This window comes from Pseudescherichia sp. (genome assembly GCF_031998825.1).
GTDB lineage: Bacteria > Pseudomonadota > Gammaproteobacteria > Enterobacterales > Enterobacteriaceae > Pseudescherichia.
This window is the reverse complement of sequence record NZ_DAMACX010000108.1, coordinates 1-1638: the sequence shown is the minus strand read 5'-3', so window position 1 is coordinate 1638 and position 1638 is coordinate 1. Positions and strand designations below refer to the sequence as shown.

At 57.7% G+C, this 1638-nt stretch carries 2 protein-coding genes; both read right to left on the bottom strand.

Annotation, left to right across the window (positions count from 1 at the left end):
• Positions 1-181: 181 nt before the first annotated feature.
• Positions 182-1042 (bottom strand): pyridoxal kinase PdxY, encoded by an 861-nt coding sequence (gene pdxY / locus RTP97_RS21385; RefSeq protein WP_312417220.1) that lies wholly within the window; start codon positions 1040-1042, stop codon positions 182-184.
• 57 nt (positions 1043-1099) lie between these two features.
• Positions 1100-1638, bottom strand: a 539-nt coding sequence (tyrS, locus tag RTP97_RS21380; protein ID WP_312417217.1) for a tyrosine--tRNA ligase, incomplete at its 5' end; no start/stop codon positions are given.

Here is a 1638-nt window from a genome sequence, read left to right as displayed (position 1 = left end):
AGTTCACCGGGCGTTACAGGCCTGAAAAGTGTCAACCTATTCCAGGACTAGTCAAAACGGAGCTGCAGGATACGGGATTTTGTAGGCCCGGTAAGCGCAGCGCCACCGGGCGAGCGTAGGCTGGGCTCTATACAACGCCGGGCGGCACGTTGTTTGCCCGGCCTACGTTTTACACCACAGCTTAAACCTCTGTGGCGCGGAACAGATGCTCGGGCCGGGCAATGCGATCCTGGGCGGCAACCACCTGCAGCTCATACTCGCCCATCTGTTTGGTGGTGAGCATGATCTCATATACCGCCGCCGTCACGTGCTCCAGCGCATCACGCAGGGACGCGCCCTGAAGCAGTTTTACCAGCAGCAGGCCGCTGGTGACGTCGCCTACGCCAACCGGCTGACGCATGCCAAAATCGACCAGCGGGCGACTGATATGCCAGGCTTCCCGCGCCGTGACCAGCAGCATCTCAAAGCTCTCCATGCTTTTGGCCGCACGGGCCAGATGCTTGATCAGCACAATCTCCGGTCCCTGAGCAATCAGCTCGCGGGCGGCGGCAACCGCCTCGCCGATGTTGTTAACCGGATGACCACACAGCATCTCCAGTTCAATCAGATTCGGGGCGATAATGTCGCTGGCGGGCAGCGCATAGCGAGCATGAAACTCCGCGACGCCGGGCGCAACGATGCATCCCTTCTCAGGATGGCCCATCACCGGATCGCAGAAGTACTTCGCCTGCGGGTTCGCCGCTTTAACCTGCCGCACGATGCCCAGAATATGCTCGCCCTGCTCGGCAGAGCCAAGATAACCTGTCAGGATTGCATCGCACGTCTTAAGCTTATCGATATCAGCAATGCCCTGCACAATCTCCGTCAGGTGCGCGGGCGGCATTACGCAGCCGGTCCACTTGCCGTACTGGGTATGGTTAGAGAACTGAACCGTATTGAGCGGCCAGACGTTTGCGCCAAGGCGGCGCATCGGGAACTCAGCGGCGCTATTGCCGGCATGACCAAAGACGACGTGAGACTGGATGGCGAGGATATTCTTCATTTTCTTACCCGGACATAAAAATAAGGGAGTGATTTCTCACTCCCTGTGCTTAGTGCATTACTTCCAGCAGATCAGACAGTAATTTTTCTTACCACGACGCAGCAGCGTATAGCGACCAAACAGACGATCGCTGTCGGCGAAGGTGTATTCCGCATCGGACTGTTTTTCACCGTTGATGGTGACCGCATTAGAGGCGATGGTCTTGCGTGCCTGGCCACGGGATGGCTGTAGCTCAGAGTCCACCAGCGCCTGCATCAGATCCGCGCCCTTCTCCATTTCAACCATCGGAACACCGTCCTGCGCCAGCTGCTCAAAGTCAGCTTCGCTCAGATCGCTCAGGGTGCCGTTGAACAGGCTGGCGGTAATGCGTTTCGCCGCCTCCAGCCCCTCTTCACCGTGCACCAGACGGGTTACCTGCTCGGCCAGTACGTACTGGGCGCGCGGCGCTTTACCACTGTTCTTGTCTTCCTCTTCCAGCGCATTGATCTCCGCGATATCCATAAAGGTAAAGAACTTCAGGAAGCGGTAGACGTCTGCATCGGCGGTGTTGATCCAGAACTGGTAGAACTTATACGGGCTGGTTTTCTTCGGATCGA

Coding starts and splice junctions, on each gene's coding strand:
- pdxY (WP_312417220.1), bottom strand. CDS start 1,042: ATGAAGAATATCCTCGCCATCCAGTCTCACGTCGTCTTTGGTCATGCC.